This is a genomic window from Parafrankia sp. EAN1pec (genome assembly GCF_000018005.1).
Lineage (GTDB): Bacteria > Actinomycetota > Actinomycetes > Frankiales > Frankiaceae > Parafrankia > Parafrankia soli.
The window spans coordinates 2,995,492-3,008,849 of record NC_009921.1 but is presented as its reverse complement, the minus strand read 5'-3'; the positions used below and the strand labels follow the sequence as shown (position 1 = coordinate 3,008,849).

The 13,358-nt window shown below is 68.7% G+C and carries 14 protein-coding genes and 2 pseudogenes; 9 read left to right on the top strand and 7 right to left on the bottom strand.

Annotated features, from left to right (window positions below; all coding sequences use genetic code 11):
* Positions 1 to 115: 115 nt before the first annotated feature.
* Together FRANEAN1_RS12410 and FRANEAN1_RS12405 are read left to right on the top strand one after the other, a co-directional pair.
* Positions 116 to 709 (top strand): hypothetical protein, encoded by a 594-nt coding sequence (locus tag FRANEAN1_RS12410; RefSeq protein WP_347177104.1) that lies wholly within the window; start codon positions 116 to 118, stop codon positions 707 to 709.
* Positions 706 to 1,614 carry a hypothetical protein gene (locus FRANEAN1_RS12405; RefSeq protein ID WP_020460121.1) on the top strand — a complete coding sequence of 303 codons (909 nt, stop codon included), beginning with the start codon at positions 706 to 708 and terminating at the stop codon, positions 1,612 to 1,614. Before FRANEAN1_RS12410 ends, FRANEAN1_RS12405 begins: the two co-directional genes overlap by 4 nt.
* Before the next feature lie 27 nt (positions 1,615 to 1,641).
* On the opposite strand, the pseudogene FRANEAN1_RS38550 reads toward FRANEAN1_RS12405, so the two are convergent.
* Positions 1,642 to 1,872 (bottom strand): annotated as a pseudogene (locus FRANEAN1_RS38550) (integrase core domain-containing protein); the annotation flags it as partial.
* Between the two features lie 318 nt (positions 1,873 to 2,190).
* Between FRANEAN1_RS38550 and FRANEAN1_RS12400 the strand changes: the two are divergent.
* The 3 genes from FRANEAN1_RS12400 to FRANEAN1_RS40885 all read left to right on the top strand — a co-directional run bounded on the left by FRANEAN1_RS12400 (position 2,191) and on the right by FRANEAN1_RS40885 (position 4,783).
* Positions 2,191 to 3,447 (top strand): EAL domain-containing protein, encoded by a 1,257-nt coding sequence (locus tag FRANEAN1_RS12400; protein WP_041254074.1) that lies wholly within the window; start codon positions 2,191 to 2,193, stop codon positions 3,445 to 3,447.
* A 333-nt stretch (positions 3,448 to 3,780) separates the two neighbouring features.
* On the top strand, positions 3,781 to 3,957 hold the full coding sequence (locus FRANEAN1_RS12395) for a hypothetical protein (RefSeq protein ID WP_157472584.1): 177 nt from the start codon (positions 3,781 to 3,783) through the stop codon (positions 3,955 to 3,957).
* 556 nt (positions 3,958 to 4,513) lie between these two features.
* On the top strand, positions 4,514 to 4,783 hold the full coding sequence (locus FRANEAN1_RS40885; RefSeq protein WP_049795635.1) for a hypothetical protein: 270 nt from the start codon (positions 4,514 to 4,516) through the stop codon (positions 4,781 to 4,783).
* A gap of 192 nt (positions 4,784 to 4,975) precedes the next feature.
* Here the strand turns inward: FRANEAN1_RS40885 and FRANEAN1_RS12385 are convergent, their stop codons facing one another.
* The 6 genes and pseudogenes from FRANEAN1_RS12385 to FRANEAN1_RS12370 all read right to left on the bottom strand — a co-directional run bounded on the left by FRANEAN1_RS12385 (position 4,976) and on the right by FRANEAN1_RS12370 (position 9,899).
* A complete protein-coding gene (locus FRANEAN1_RS12385; protein WP_020460117.1) occupies positions 4,976 to 6,082 on the bottom strand; it encodes a CapA family protein in 1,107 nt (368 codons plus the stop codon).
* Between the two features lie 148 nt (positions 6,083 to 6,230).
* Positions 6,231 to 6,395 (bottom strand): annotated as a pseudogene (locus FRANEAN1_RS43255) (transposase); the annotation flags it as partial.
* 56 nt (positions 6,396 to 6,451) lie between these two features.
* Positions 6,452 to 6,574, bottom strand: coding sequence for a hypothetical protein (locus FRANEAN1_RS43250; protein WP_347177103.1), 123 nt, complete (start codon positions 6,572 to 6,574; stop codon positions 6,452 to 6,454).
* A gap of 12 nt (positions 6,575 to 6,586) precedes the next feature.
* A complete protein-coding gene (locus FRANEAN1_RS12380) occupies positions 6,587 to 8,080 on the bottom strand; it encodes an MFS transporter (protein WP_020460116.1) in 1,494 nt (497 codons plus the stop codon).
* A 146-nt stretch (positions 8,081 to 8,226) separates the two neighbouring features.
* The gene (locus tag FRANEAN1_RS12375) at positions 8,227 to 9,093 is read right to left on the bottom strand and encodes a TauD/TfdA family dioxygenase (protein ID WP_020460115.1); all 867 of its coding nucleotides are present in this window, start codon (positions 9,091 to 9,093) and stop codon (positions 8,227 to 8,229) included.
* A gap of 29 nt (positions 9,094 to 9,122) precedes the next feature.
* Positions 9,123 to 9,899 carry an SDR family oxidoreductase gene (locus FRANEAN1_RS12370; protein WP_020460114.1) on the bottom strand — a complete coding sequence of 259 codons (777 nt, stop codon included), beginning with the start codon at positions 9,897 to 9,899 and terminating at the stop codon, positions 9,123 to 9,125.
* 1,212 nt (positions 9,900 to 11,111) lie between these two features.
* On the opposite strand from FRANEAN1_RS12370, the gene FRANEAN1_RS12365 reads away from it, so the two are divergent.
* Genes FRANEAN1_RS12365 through FRANEAN1_RS12355 form a run of 4 tightly spaced genes read left to right on the top strand, consistent with a single transcriptional unit; the run spans position 11,112 to position 13,298 of the window.
* Entirely contained in the window at positions 11,112 to 11,792 is a 681-nt protein-coding gene (locus FRANEAN1_RS12365; RefSeq protein WP_020460113.1) for a peroxiredoxin-like family protein, read from the top strand.
* 15 nt (positions 11,793 to 11,807) lie between these two features.
* Complete coding sequence (locus FRANEAN1_RS42115; RefSeq protein WP_041254071.1) at positions 11,808 to 12,095, top strand: hypothetical protein; 288 nt, start codon at positions 11,808 to 11,810, stop codon at positions 12,093 to 12,095.
* Positions 11,987 to 12,337: an acyl-CoA dehydrogenase family protein gene (locus FRANEAN1_RS43245; protein WP_347177102.1), complete on the top strand. Its 351-nt coding sequence runs from the start codon at positions 11,987 to 11,989 to the stop codon at positions 12,335 to 12,337. Before FRANEAN1_RS42115 ends, FRANEAN1_RS43245 begins: the two co-directional genes overlap by 109 nt.
* The gene (locus FRANEAN1_RS12355; protein ID WP_020460111.1) at positions 12,318 to 13,298 is read left to right on the top strand and encodes a class II aldolase/adducin family protein; all 981 of its coding nucleotides are present in this window, start codon (positions 12,318 to 12,320) and stop codon (positions 13,296 to 13,298) included. The genes FRANEAN1_RS43245 and FRANEAN1_RS12355 overlap by 20 nt, the downstream gene beginning before the upstream one ends.
* Positions 13,299 to 13,358: the final 60 nt, after the last annotated feature.

The window sequence follows — 13,358 nt, the reverse complement described above, 5'->3', positions numbered from 1 at the left end:
CGGCGTTCCGACAGTGGTGGCGAGCGAGTTCGGTCGAGTAGGGATCACGGTGCACGTGACACGGGATCGCGTCTGCCGCACGCGGATCACGGTCGACGAGGTAGAGGTCAGCGGTGTGCTGGCCCGGGGGGTGGGCGATTGGGGCCATGAGCCGGACACGCAGCGGGCCTTCATCTCCGCCGAGAGATACGCGGCCTTCTGGTCGGCGGTCGCGCTGTGGCCAGGGCCCGTCGTCAATAGACCGACCACCCAAGGATTTTTCCCGCGCCTGGATCCTCTGGAGCTCGCAGGGTGCGGCGCCGTCGCCCCGCCACGCACCGTGATCCTCAATGACGGGTCCGCGCCCGGCACCACGGTGTACCACCTGCCCAGCTGGACGATGGCAGATCCCGATGCTCCTCGAAGCCGGTTCGACGTCGTGCAGATCAGCGACACGGATCCGACCCGCGCTCGCCGGATCCTCCTCGCCGGAACCGACACGTTCGATGTGAGCACGACCGGGAAGCGTCTCAGCGAGGACTTGGCCGACCGGGTGGCCCCCGTAATCTCCTGGCTCCGGCAGAGTGGAATGGATTTCGCCGATTTCACGGTGGAGCTGGAACACGGCGTCACCCGGCTGCTCGATGTATCGTGCTGGCCCGACCATCATCTGTTCCCGCTCGTCGAAGAACGGGTATACACCGCACTACTGAATCAGCTCACACCGTGATCCTCTGCCTCGGTCTAGCGGCCGACCCGACCTTCACCGCCGGGGTGCAGGCCCTTCGGCGGGCGCGGGTCGCGTTTCGGTCCGTCGACCTGCCGTCGCTGGCGATGCACGGCAGTATCCGCATACTGCTGGACAGCCCCAGCGAAACCGAGTTGTCGATGTCCGGCGAGAATCACCGTCTCGGCGACTTCTCGGGTATCTGGTGCCGCCTCATGGACGTCTCCGCGGCCGCGCCGACCCCGGAACTGGCTGCGGCCGCCGGCGGGCAGGCAGAGGCTTTGGCGAGGATATTGGAGGCGGTTCCCAGCAAGGTGATGAACCCCCCGCTGCGTGAAGCTTCAGGGTTTACCAAGGTTCTGCACGCGGTCACCCTCGGCGAGGTCGGCGGCTGGCGGATCCCGGAAACCTGTCTCACCTCCGATCCCGCGGAGGCGTCCCGGTTCATCCGGAGCTGCCGCAACGGCACGATCTTCAAAGGCGTGAGCGCCACCAAGACCTGGGCGACAGTCTTCGAGCCGCGGCACGAAGCCCACCTGCCACGCATCAAGCACCTGCCGGTACTCTTCCAGGAGCGCGTCATCGGTCCTGATGTACGGATCCATGTGGTCGGTGACCAGTCGTTCGGTGAGCTCATCGACTCGCCGGTACTCGACTACCGAACAGTCCGCGGCGTCAACAGCTACAGCTCGCTAGCCCCGCCGCAGGAGGTCGCTGACGGATGCGCTCGCCTCACCGAGTTCTGCGGCGTGCCGTTCCTGGGCGTCGATTTCAAGATCGACCGCGCGACGGGAGAATGGTTCTTCCTGGAGGCCAACTCGATGCCGTGCTTTGAGGGATACGACGAACGCGCGGACGGCGCCATCTCCCGCGCGATCGTCGACTGGCTCAGCACACCGGAATGCTGACGCGCCGCGTGCCACGCACGTCCTGTGGTCGGCGGCGGGGTGGTCGGGCCGCGGTGGTTGAAGGTCGCGGCTGCGGTGGGGTCGTCGTTCGTTGTAGTGGGCGGCGTACTCGGCCAGGACAGTGCGCAGATACCGCTCGCCGAAGATCTGTATCCGGTCGGTGAGCTCGGTCCGGACCGTGCGGACGAACCGTTCCACGTAGGCGTTCGCCCGCGGAGTTCGGGGTGGGATCTTGACGGCGGTGATACCGGCGTCGGCGGGAAGTGTCCGACTGGCCTTGTGGGGTGCCAGAACGGTGCTACCGGGGCTGGCTGCCCGGGACGCTCAATGGGCTCAGCGGTCGCGACGGGAGCGAGGTGGGCGAGTAGGTTCTCGTGTGCCGTTCAAGGGCTGTTTTGTAACCTGGGCGCCGGGGCCTGGGGCTGCCTGGTGGATCATGTCGGGGTGCAGGTCATCTCCGCGCCCGGCGATCGACGGAGCGGACCCCGACCCGTCTGGCTGCTCCGGAGACTTCATGCCGGGCCCGGTGAGGGCACCCACACCGAGACGGGTAGGTCTGACGGTATGGGAACGCGGATGGCGTCCAAGGGTTCCTGTCTGGGCCCGCGGATCAATGTTTCCGAACCGGGCTCGATACTCCCCGACCTGGTGGCAGTTCTGCGCCGCCGGTTACGGATGGACGTCGGCTGGCTCGGCCGGTTCGTCGACGATCTTTTGGTTCTTGAGGTGCTGTGCGGGGATGCAGGGCGGTTCGGGCTCAGCCCGTACTCGACAGTGCGACGCCCGGGGTCACTGTGGGGAGCAGTCGAGCGGGGCGATCTGCCGTCGCTGGTGCCCGACACCCGCGCGGATCCTCGTGCCGCTGAGCTGGCGGGGGCGCGGGAGCTGGGTGTGCGTGCCTTCGCCGCGGCGATGCTCACCGACAGCGAGGGCGAGCCGATTGGCATGATCGGCTGTGTGGGGAGCGAGCCGATCCCGGCGCTGCCCCAGCACGATGGCGGCTTCCTGCGCCTGCTCGCGCGGTTCCTCACCGACTTCGTCATCGATGTTCGCGACCTCTGGGACAGACAGAGCCGAACCTGGCGCGAGATCCGTGCCGCGCTGGACGGCGCCGCGCTGCGGACCACCTTCCAGCCGGTGGTCGACCTGCACGCGGGCCGACGTGGCCGGGTCGTCGCGGTCGAGGCACTGACCACGTTCCCCGCCTTGGACAGCTCACCCGAGGACGTGTTCAAGAAGGCGACGACGGTCGGCTTGGGCCCCGAACTCGAACTGGCCGCGCTGGGCCGGGCCGTTCAGTCACTGCCCGACATCCCGCCCGGGATCACGCTGGCGATCAACCTGTCGGCCGCGGCGCTGGCCGACGACGCGGTCAAGCTGATCCTGTCGACCGGTTCACCCGAGCGCCTAGCAGTCGAGATCACCGAGCACGAGTACATGGTGGACAGCGACAACCTGGCACGGGCCTTCGACACGCTGCGCGGCCACGGCACCCACATCGCCGTTGACGATGTCGGCACCGGTTACGCCGGCCTTGAACAGCTCCTACGACTACGACCGGACATCGTCAAGATCGACCGGTTTATTACTCACGGTATCGACCGTGATCCGGCCCGGAGGGCAGTCGCCGCCGGCTTGACGACAGTGGCGGCCGCGATCGACGCGAAGATCGTCGCCGAAGGCGTCGAATCACACTCTGAAGTAGAAGCCCTCCGGGACGCGCACATCCGATACGCCCAGGGTTATCTCCTCGGCCGTCCCACCCCCAACATCCACGACGCGTGCTCGAGACCGCCGAGGTGTCGGCAAAGGGAGCGTCCGAGAAACGGGTAGCGCCGGGACTGTTGCATGCCGCCGGGAATGGAGGGCTTTGTTGCGTTGAGGGGTGGTGGGACGCGGCGGTCCCGGCTGGTGCTGTCGGCGACTCCTGAACACTGACCCCCTGTGGCGCGGTGGGTTCGAGCACTCGTCGGCGTCGGGTCCCGGGCCGGCCTGCTGCGGACGCCCCCGCAGCCTCGGCGAGGAGGGGCTGACCTGCGGCCGGACTCCTGCAGCCCGTTGCTCGCCGGATCGGAACGCAGGCGCCAGTAACCGGGATGCCGGCCGCCAGTGGGGTAGTACTAGAGGGTGTGGTGGCAGCAACCCGTCAATGGTGACCTTGGCCTGGTGACCGCTCTGCCGATGGCGAGGCTCGTCGCGGTCTGCCCGGTCTGCCCCTGGCCCATTCACCTCGCAGCGGTCGTCTCCCCCAAGGGAACGACGGCCTGCCTCGACACCGACGCCCTTGAACGGGCGATACAGGTACATCTGGCCCAGCACGGCATCAGCGATGACGAGGACTGACTGATCGATCGGACACTGTCGCGTCACCGCGCGGCTGCGCCTCCGGACGTGACCCTCCGCTCGAAATTTCGGCGTTTTCCCGGCGTCCTACCGGCCTGCCTTCGGCACCGAGCGCCGACGAGTGGTTAGCCTGCGGCGAAAACGTCGACGGCCGGTCGTGCCGGGGCTGCCTTCTGCCGCTCCGCGGCGAGGAATGGCCCTCCTCCACTCGGGTCCATCACGCCGGCCTCAACCCAGATGAAGCGGCCGGCGAACACCTCCTTGGTCACACCCATGGACGTGACCCGGTTCAGAGGGTGCATCGGTGGCCACCCTGCGCCGGCGCCGCGCCCGTGGTACACCAAACCTGTCACCGTTTACGAGGGGTCGTAACACGGAGAGGTTCCCCGAGGGGGGATGTGCGATGTCGCCACCGACACCGACGAGGACGGGCAGCGCGACCGCGAGACCGCGGCGTTCAACTGCTACGGGCACCGCCGAACGGGCAGGGCCCCAGGAGGCCACGTCGGCCTCCCCGGACACTGGCCAGCCGCGTACGCGGGCCGCTACGGTCCGGTTGCCGTTCCTGACCGCCCGGTTCGAGTTCGGCCGGCGGGCCGGCCACACGGGCTGGCGCCTCGGTCCGGTCGGCCTACCGTCCCCCGGCAAGAGCGCCTACTACCTGGGGCTCGGCGTGCTCGCGGTGGGCGAGGTCGTCGAATGGCCGGTGGCTGCGGCGATCGCTGCTGGCACCTACGTTGCGCAGCACACCCGCGGGCAGGCATCTGCCGTCCCGCAGGTCTGGCATGCCTCGCATAACGGGCACCAACAGGAAGCAGGCATCTGACCAGCAGGAGCCTGCGCACCGGCCTTTTCACGATCAGCGGGGACCACTGACGGGGCCTCATCCTCGTCACCCCACAGGACGGCCCCGGGCCCGGGCCGGGGACCTGTCCGGGCCCGGGACCTGTCCGGGCCGGGCGAGGGCGACGGCGTCATCACCCATCGGGTCGGCGGGCGGCTTCAGTTTCGCTCATGATCAGCGGAGCGAGAGCATGCCGTCCGCCTGAAGGCCGAACCGTGTCCCGAAGCCGCGGCTGATGCTGTCAAGAATCTCCTGTAGCCAGGCGGAGTCTTCGGAGCCGGCGTACCGAAGTCGCATCTGCCGTGCCTGCAGGGGCATCACACGCAGGTCGATCAGATTCCCGCTGCCCGGATCGACCGACACGAAGTACGCCAGCCGCAGGTCGTCCCGATAGCTTTCGTAGCCGGCGATCCCCTCATAGTCGTCGATGAAATCGCCGCACCCGTGCAGGATGAGCCTGTCCCGATATATCTCGACAGGCCGTGGATGGTGCGACGAGTGTCCGTGCACGATGTCGATACCGCCGTCCACCAGCCGATGCGCGAAGCGGATCTGGTCGTCATCGACGTCGTAGCCCCAGTTGGAGCCCCAGTGGATGGACGCGACGGCGAGGTCACCGGGCCGCTTCACCTGCCGGACACGGCCCGCGACCTCGTCGGTCCAGCCATCCGACAGCTCCGGGACGAGGTCAACGCCGGCCCTGCCCTCGGTCGCGGCCCACGTCGCTGGAATGCCGCTGGACGGCAGCCCGATCGAGAAGATCAGGACCCGCCGGCTGCCATCGATCGGCACAACCGCGGGCCGGCGGGCCTCTTCTGCGTCGTGTCCGGCTCCCGCCCCCATCAGCCCGGCACCGGACAGCACATCGAGCGTCTCGATGAGCCCCCGGTGACCGAAATCAAGCAAATGGTTGTTTGCCAGCACACACACGTCAGGTCGAGCGGCAGTCAGGCAGGGCAGGTTGTCCGGGCTCATCCGATAGTGGACTTCCTTCCCCGTCGCGAAGGCATCGCACCGGGTGATGGTGGTTTCCAGATTCAGCACCCGGACATCGGGCGCAGCCTCGTCCAGCGCTGGCAGCACATCTCCCCAGGGCCAGGCGAAGTCGACCGGGTGAGGGATCGGGCCGTTCACCGCCTCTGCCAACTCGACGTAGCTGCGGGCATCCCAGACGTATCTCTCGGAAAGTGTCGGGTCACCGGGATGCGGCAGGATCTGGTCGATACCGCGGCCGAGCATCACGTCGCCGCAGAGGAACAACCTCACCGCACCCTCGCACACGGTTCCACCTTATAGGCGACAACCTCCGCCGGCCGAGCCGAGCGACCCGGTTGCAGCGACGGCAAGACGATGGCCCACAGTTCCGACTCCGGCGAGATGCGCTGAATGTCCTGCAACGTGGGCGACTTAAGAAGCCTGTGGGGCGCCAGTCTGCGCAGGCGTTCGCGCGGGGGGTTCGGGGTGGGATCTTGACGGTGGTGATGCCGGCGTCGACGAGGGCGGCGTCGAACGAGGCGGTGAACTGTCCCGCCCGGTCACGGACCAGGAACAGGAAGTCGGCCGCCCGGTCGCCGAGGTCCATGAGAAGGTTCCGGATCTGCATACCCGAACGAAGATCAGATAGAGCAGGCGTACGGACACAGTTGACCATCATGCCGCCACCCGCACCGTCGCATCACCCCAGCTCACGGGCACAGGCCGACTTCTGGCACCCCACAGCCCAGCCGGGACGTCGAGGCGCTGCTCGCCGAGCGTGGCATCGACGTCGAACACGCCGCTCCCCCGTCAGGCTGATCGAACTTTCCTGAAAGCCACGGCGACAAGCACGATGCACAGGCAACTCACGATCGCCGCCAGGGCGAAGGCGAGCCTGAACCCGTTTTCCATGCCAAGGCCCGGACGAGCGGTCGCAATGTCCGCCACGACGCTTCCAGCGGTATTGCTGACAGGATCAGAGGAAGAAGGGTTCTGCGCGCCACTTCTACCTGCGGAAGTCCCGAGTGCGGCGCCGAGGACTGCGACGCCGAGTGCCGCCCCCAACTGCCTTACCGAGTTACTGAAGGCTCCGGCGGCGCCCGCTGTGGACGCCGGAACCTCGCTCAGTGCCAGATGGACGGCGCAGGCCATTGTCAGCCCGGTTCCCCAGCCGACGATCAGAACACCGACACCCGTGACGAGATAACCGTCGGACCAGGTACCGAGCAGGAGTACCAGGAGGGCCGATCCCACCGCCGCGAACCCGATGGCCAGCGTTCCACGTTGACCGATTCGCAGGGCCGCACGGCGTGACAAGACGCTGCCAAGCATGAATCCCGCTCCCAGCGGGATCACTCGGAGACCGGACTGGAGAGGGCTGTATCCCTCGAGGATCTGGAGATACTGGGTGAGCACGAAGAGGAGCCCGTTGAACACGAACAGCGAGAGTGCGGCGACCATCGAGCCCACGGTGAACGATCGCACTCGCAGCAGTTCCGGTTCGACCACCGGGTGCGTCGCATGACGTTCCCAGACGAAGAAGGCGGCCAGTGCCACCAGGGCGGAGCCATGGCATGCCAGAATCGTGGCGGAGAGCCACCCCAGGCGAGGGCCCTCGATGATGCCGAATATCAATGCTGCTGTTCCGAACGCGGACAGGACAATCCCAGGCGGATCCCATCCGCCTTTGCCCCCACCAGCCCTCTGACGCCCGAGCACCACCGCGTTGATGACACCGGCCAGCAGCGAGGTGGGCCCGCCCACGAGGAAGACGGAACCCCACCAGAAATGGTCGAGGAGCAGCCCGCCGAGCAAAGGTCCCAGCGGTAAGCTCACTCCTATTGCCGCGGTCCAGTACCCCAGGGCTCTGGGGTGCTCGGCGGAGGGGAACGCCGCCATGACCAGCGCTCTCGATGTCGGCAGGATAGCCGCGGCGCCGATACCGAGGACCGCGCGACATGCGACCAGGCCCGCGGGTGAGTCCGCGAAGGTGGCGGCGAAGGAGGCCAGGGAGAACAGCAGGAGTCCCGCCTCGAGTATCTTCCTGTGCCCAAAACGGTCACCCAGGCGTCCGGCGACGAGCATGAAGCTTGCGAAGGAGAGGACGAAGGAGTCGACGATCCACGCCATGTCGGCCGGATCGGCGTCAAGGTCAGCCGCGATGGACGGGATCGCGACGTTGAGAATGCTCGCGTCGACCTCGACGACGACCAGACCGAGGCAGAGAGCTCCCAGGATCCACCAGCGCCGCGGCCCTGCATCCGTCTTCCGCGCGTCGACGCGTCCGGAGTCTTCGCGCTCCATCGCTGGCTGGCCACCACGCATGCAGGTCAGTCCGGAGGGCGGGCCGAGGGCTTTCCCCCGACCCGCCAGGTCCGAAGTGGGGCATCGACCGGGTGTAGCACCGGCAGCATCAGGTCATCAGGTCGGGCCGGTGCGGCAGGGTCTTCCTACAGGTCGGCGTAGAGCGTCTCGTCGGCGATGAGGATCCTTTCCAGAAGGCGCGGGAACGTTCCATAGTTGCGGACCGCGTAGTGGACGGTGGCACGGTTGTCCCAGAACGCGACCGAGCCCGGTCGCCACGAGAACCGCACCTGGTTCGCCGGCTTGCGGTACTGGTCGATGACCGCCGTCAGCAGTTCCTTGCTCTCGGCACGGTCGAGCCCGAGGATGGTCGGCCGCTGCGTGAAGTTCACCCAGGCGATCTTCTCGCCGGTTTCCCGGTGCACGCGGACGACCGGATGGGCGACCACCGGATAGTCGTGCCCGGACTGGTGCAGCGCGGCCCGGTAGTCATGGGCGACGTGGTGGCCCTCGAGCCGGGCCTTCACATCGTCGGACAGGCCCTGGTAGGCAAGCGCGGCATCGACCCAGACGGTGTCGCCGCCGACCTCGGGCAGGTGGACCGCCCGCAGCACCGCTCCCCAGGTCGGCACGAGCCGCCAGCTCGTGTCGGTGTGGTACGGGTCCCAGGTGTCGTCACCGGCCTGCGGCGTGTGGGCCTTCTCGTACTTCTTGAAGTCCTCGCTGGCGATGCGGTGAATGGCCGGGGTGACGCCGGAGTCGGCCTTGGCCGCACCTGGATGGGTGTAAAGGGGCCCGAACTGCCGAGCGAACGCTTCGTGCTGCTCCTGGGTCAGCTCCTGGTCCCGGAAGAAGACAACCTTGTACTTCAGCAGATTCGCCTTGATCTCATCGCGTACCTCGGGCGTGAGCGGCTCCCGGAGGTCGACGCCGCTGATCTCCGCTCCGATGGTCGGTTGCAGCGGTTGGACGGCCAACGACGATCGCACGGGCGCTTCGAAGACAGTGGTCACGGTGTGTCCCTTCGGTTGGGTGATGCCAGTCAGTAGTGAATGGGGCCCTGGGTGCCGCCGCCGGCGGCGATCGATTCGCCGGTGATCGCGACGGAGAGCGGGGACGCGAGGAAGACCACGACCGAGGCCACCTCGTCGGCGGTGATGGCTCGCCCGATCGAGATGCGGGCGGCGGCGGCCTGAATGTGCTCGTCGGAGAGAACGACCGTGCCGCCATGGTCACCGGTGAGGGTCAGTCCGGGATGCACCACGTTCACCGTGACGCCGTGCGCGCCGAGCTCGTCGGCCAGGGTCTTGGTGAGGGCCGCGACGCCGACGTTGCGGATGGAGCCGGAGGCGAGGCCGACCTGGCGCGCCGCCAGCCCGCCGATGTTGATGATCCGGCCCCAGCCCTGTGCGATGAAGTGCGGCGCGACCGCCTGCGCGGTACGCAGGTAGCCGAGCACCTTCACGTTGAAGTCGGCGGCGACGTCCGCGGTGGAAAGGGCCTGCGCGCCGCCGGGTCCGCCGGCCCCACCGGGCCTGGCCGCGTTGTTGACCAGGATGTCGACGCCGCCGAGCTCGCCGACGGCGGTCTCGACCAGCTCCTGGACGGACGAGTCGCTGCCGGTGTCGACGATCACCGGCACCACCGTCCCGCCGGTCGCGGTCGCCAGGTCGGCCGCGGCCGATTTCAGCACGTCGGCGTCACGGGCGGCGATGACGACCTGCACGCCCTCGGCGAGCAGGGCTCGGGCGATCGCCCGCCCGATACCGCGGCTACCGCCAGTGACGATCGCCCGTCGGCCTGAAAGTCGGAGATCCACTCGTGCTCCCTGTCATTCGTCCGGTGACCCGGCCACTCCGGCGGCACGGTGAAGCTCGGGACGCGCCGCCGGCCGGATTACCGCCGGATTACCGAAGGTGGCGGACGCCTGTTGTGGGTTGGCCCGCCCGCCCGCTCTCGTTCGCGGTGGACGGGGGGTCACCTGCCCAGCGGGGGCTCGGTGGCGGCCGGCGCCGTTGTCGAGGCGAGGCGCACGCCGAGCACGTCTGGCCGTTCGGGAACGCAGCGGCCGGCGCTGTGCGGTGCTGGTCGGTCGACTCATATGCGCCGCGCGACACGCGGCCCTCGAGCTCAGCGGGCAGGAGCGCCGCGGCCCGACCACTGCGCCCAGGCCGGCGCCGCCGCGGTGGCCGTCGTCTGCCGGGCCGCCCGGGTACTGGGTACCAGGTACTGAGTACTGGGGTCAGCGCCCGCTGTGACGGTCCGGACAGCTCGCGGAGGTCACTCGCAACAGGTCGATGTGCTGTCGCGTGACCAGGTAAGCAGTCCTCAACACGGACCCAACATGGCCAAATATTGTCGAGCGGTCAAGTGCGGAAATGCAGTGATATTGATCACATCACCAGGCGCGCTCGATGACGCAACTCCACATGTCGATCACGTCGAGGCGGGCGGCTCGGGCGACCCCGGCGGACATTAACCACTATTTCCACCGAAAAACTTGACAATCGGAAGAGGCTGCCGCACAGTTGCTGCATGTACGTCCGCCCGATGCTGACCCGCCATCGGTGCGTGGGCCTCGGGCGGGCCCGTAGCGGTCGCTGTCACGCGGCCTGATGTCCCGCCATCCGCCGCCGAGGGGAACCGGCGGCGATGACACGTCCCGTTCGGTACGCCAGAGACGGTGGCTCGAACCTGTTGGAATACCTCAACATCGGCGTCGGCACGCCGCTTCCCCGCGGCCACGGCCCCTGGGAAGAGGCGGTCGACCACGGCCGGCAGCTCATTCCGCTGATTCGGGGTGCTGATCCGGGTGAGGTACGCCGGCGTCATCTCGCCGCGGCGGATGCTGCCAGGCAGGTCGAAGCCAGGCGGGCCCGCACCGGCGGCAACGTGGACGCACCGGTATCGGTCCCCGGGTCCCACCTGCGCCCCTCGCCGGCGCCTCCCGGCCGGCCGTGTCCCCGCCATCGCCCGGCCGGAGCGCCGGACAGGCCTGAGATCGCCGGCACCCCCGAAGAAGGAGAGCCCCATGAGCCAGACCGGAACGGCACCGGTGACCGTCCAGGGTTTCCTCGACGAGCTGCAGGCCACCCGGGACGCGGAATGGGCGCCGGAGCAGCTCCGGGCCCACGCCGACCTGCGGCGGTCCCTCGAGGAGAAGGCGGACCGCGCGCGTTTCGTCAAACCAGGCGACGTGGTGCCGCCCTTCGCCCTGGCCGAGGTCGGTGGCGGCACCGTCCGCCTCGACGACCTGCTGACCGACGGGCCGGTGGTGCTTGTCTTCTTCCGGTTCGAGGGCTGCCCCGCGTGCAACACGGCCCTGCGCGGATACCAGCTCACCCTCGCGCCGGCCCTGCGTGAGCTGGGTGCGCACCTCGTCATCGTCAGCCCACAGATCGCCGAGAAGCTGGCGGCGATCAAGGAGCGGCACGGCTTCGACTTTCTGGTCGCCAGCGACGCCGACCGGGTTCTGATCGACTCCTTCGGTATCGGTTTCGCGCCGGACGAGGCGGCGCGCGACGAATCCCGGCGCCGAGGTGCAGATCTTGGTGCGATTCTCGGCACCCGGGAATGGGTACTGCCGTACCCGACGGTCGTCGTCATCGACCGCGACCGGACTGTTCGGTTTGCCGACGTCCATCCCGACTGGATGGTGCGCACCGAGTCGTCGGCTGTTCTCGCGGCCGTCCGGCCCCTCGTCGGTCAGTAGCCCGGGAGGTTCCGCATGGCCGATCCGACCGAGCGGTCGTCGACCTACCCCGGCCCGACGAGCCCGACGGGCACGACGAGCCGGCCGGGCCTGACGAACCTGGCCGGCCCGACGAGACCTGCCGCCAACACCGCCCGAGAGGGCGCTGGCACCCGGCCGGGGCCCCGCCTGGACCTGCTGCCCGAACTCACCGCGTGGTTCGCCGCCACCGCTGCCGAGCACGACCGCACGGGCACCTTCCCAACCGCGAACATCCAGGCCCTGCACGCGACCCGGACGTCCCGGCGCAGGCCAACGGGGTGAAGACGGCGGTGACGGCGGCCGCCGCCAAGGCGGTCGGAGACGCCGTGGCGCTGATCGGCAACCCGGGGCTGACCCGGGCCAATCCGCTGGAGCGCCACTACCGCGACGTGCTGTGCAGCCGCATCCACACCCCCCCAGGACGACGTCGTGTACGCGACGGCCGGCCGGACGGCTCTCGGTCTACCCGCCGCCGGTCCTCGATGAGGAAGGACAAGCCCAGACATGACGCTTTCCACCCATGACGCGCCGGCAACGGCAACCCCGTCGGTAACGGCAACGCCGCCGGCGCCGGACGTGGCCCCCGGGGCGTCCGACGGCGAGCGGAAGAGCCCGTGGGCCGGGCTGGTCGCGCCGGCCGAGGGCGGGGAGTGGCCTCGCCCGGTGCCGGTCAGGACGGTCAAGGAGGAGCGGCTGCACCGCAAGCGGAAACTCGCCGCCGCCTACCGGCTCTTCGCCAAGCTCGGCATCGCCGAGGGACTGGCCGGCCACATCAGCGCCCGCGACCCCGAGCTGACCGACCATTTCTGGGTCAACCGGCTCGGCCTCGACTTCGGCAGGATCAAGGTCTCCAACCTGCTGCTGGTCGACGACAAAGGGGAGATCGTCGAGGGTAAGCCGCCGCTGAACAGGGCGGCGTTCACCATCCATTCGCAAATCCACGCCGCCCGGCCGGACGTTGTCGGTGCCGCGCACACCCATGCCCTGTACGGACGGGCACTCGCCGCGATCGGCGAGCCGCTGCATCCGATCTCCCAGGACTCCCTCGCGTTCTACCAGGACCACGTGATCTTCGACGAGTACAACGGGGTCGTGCTGGACGAGGAGGAGGGCCGGAAGATCGCCGCCGCGCTCGGCCCGCACAAGTTGGCGATCCTGCGCAACCACGGCCTGCTCACCGTCGGCACCAGCGTCGAGGCGGCGGCGTACTGGTACATCGCCGCGGGCGGGCGGCGAGGACGCAGCTCGTCGCGGCGGCGGCCGGGACGCTGCGCCTCCTGGACCACGAGATCGCCAGCGCCACCGCCAGTCAGGCGCGAGGTGACGAGGGCGCCCGCTGGTCCTTCGAGGCTCTCTACGAGATCATCGTCGAGGAACAGCCCGACCTGCTCGACTAGCCCGACCAGCCCGACCTCGACTAGCTCGCTGGAAGGGTGCCGCCCCGGCCCGGTCGGGGGATCAGCGGGGGCGACGCGTCGACGGTGAGCCGCGGTGGCTCACCCGTCCAGCGTTCGACCTCGACGAGGGCGTGCTGGCCGACGCAGC

Bases quoted from the DNA above. Each gene is read 5' to 3' on its own strand.
- FRANEAN1_RS12365 (WP_020460113.1), top strand. From the start codon at position 11,112: ATGAGCCAGACCGGAACGGCACCGGTGACCGTCCAGGGTTTCCTCGAC.
- FRANEAN1_RS12400 (WP_041254074.1), top strand. From the start codon at position 2,191: ATGGCGTCCAAGGGTTCCTGTCTGGGCCCGCGGATCAATGTTTCCGAA.
- FRANEAN1_RS12355 (WP_020460111.1), top strand. From the start codon at position 12,318: ATGACGCTTTCCACCCATGACGCGCCGGCAACGGCAACCCCGTCGGTA.
- FRANEAN1_RS12380 (WP_020460116.1), bottom strand. From the start codon at position 8,080: ATGGAGCGCGAAGACTCCGGACGCGTCGACGCGCGGAAGACGGATGCA.
- FRANEAN1_RS42115 (WP_041254071.1), top strand. From the start codon at position 11,808: ATGGCCGATCCGACCGAGCGGTCGTCGACCTACCCCGGCCCGACGAGC.